This window comes from Vibrio sp. Vb1980, assembly GCF_033338615.1.
GTDB lineage: Bacteria > Pseudomonadota > Gammaproteobacteria > Enterobacterales > Vibrionaceae > Vibrio > Vibrio alginolyticus.
The window spans coordinates 1-610 of record NZ_JAWOSZ010000115.1; the positions used below are offsets into that span (position 1 = coordinate 1).

Sequence of the window (610 nt, forward strand, 5' to 3'; positions counted from 1 at the left end):
CAATGCTAAGAGATGGTGTTATGTGGGATACAGATAGCCTCAAAAATTAACTATTGACGCCATAGTCTCTTGTTAGGTTTTGGGCTTATTCTCCCAATGAACCCCAATCTGTTAGATTTAATTGCTTGCGCCTAATATAGTAGAAGGTTGCCATAACTAAACCAAACAATGCTCCAGTAAGTAACGAGATATAAACCGCTTCTAAAGCTGGTTTGCCTAGCTCATCCCACACAAGAAACCATTGGAAGATTCCCCAAACAGGGGCGAAGAAAGCCACACAAAGTATAACGTTTGCAAAAAAGCTCTGATAATAAGGCGGCGGAAAACACAGTCCAAGTTTACGTAACAACCTTACAAGTGGAGGATTGTAGTTCGACTTCCAAACACCTTTGTCACTTAATTCTTTGTGCGCAAGTTGTAGCTTCGTTTCATAATCCATGACCCAAAATCCTTGTATTCGATGTTTCCCGCGGAGAAACCTAACGCCTTGTTAAGGTGTGAGGCACGCAATACCAAAGCCCCCGCATGCCACCTAACCACTAAAACCAACGCATAGTAAAAATGCCACGCGTGCCGAATCACTCTTGAACAATTTGTTATGCGCGTTCTC

The 610-nt window shown here is 42.8% G+C and carries 1 protein-coding gene; it reads right to left on the minus strand.

All coding sequences use genetic code 11. The features are described from left to right. Positions 1 to 85: 85 nt before the first annotated feature. Positions 86 to 439 (minus strand): DUF6404 family protein, encoded by a 354-nt coding sequence (locus R7F64_RS24050; protein WP_025613364.1) that lies wholly within the window; start codon positions 437 to 439, stop codon positions 86 to 88. Positions 440 to 610 lie beyond the last annotated feature (171 nt).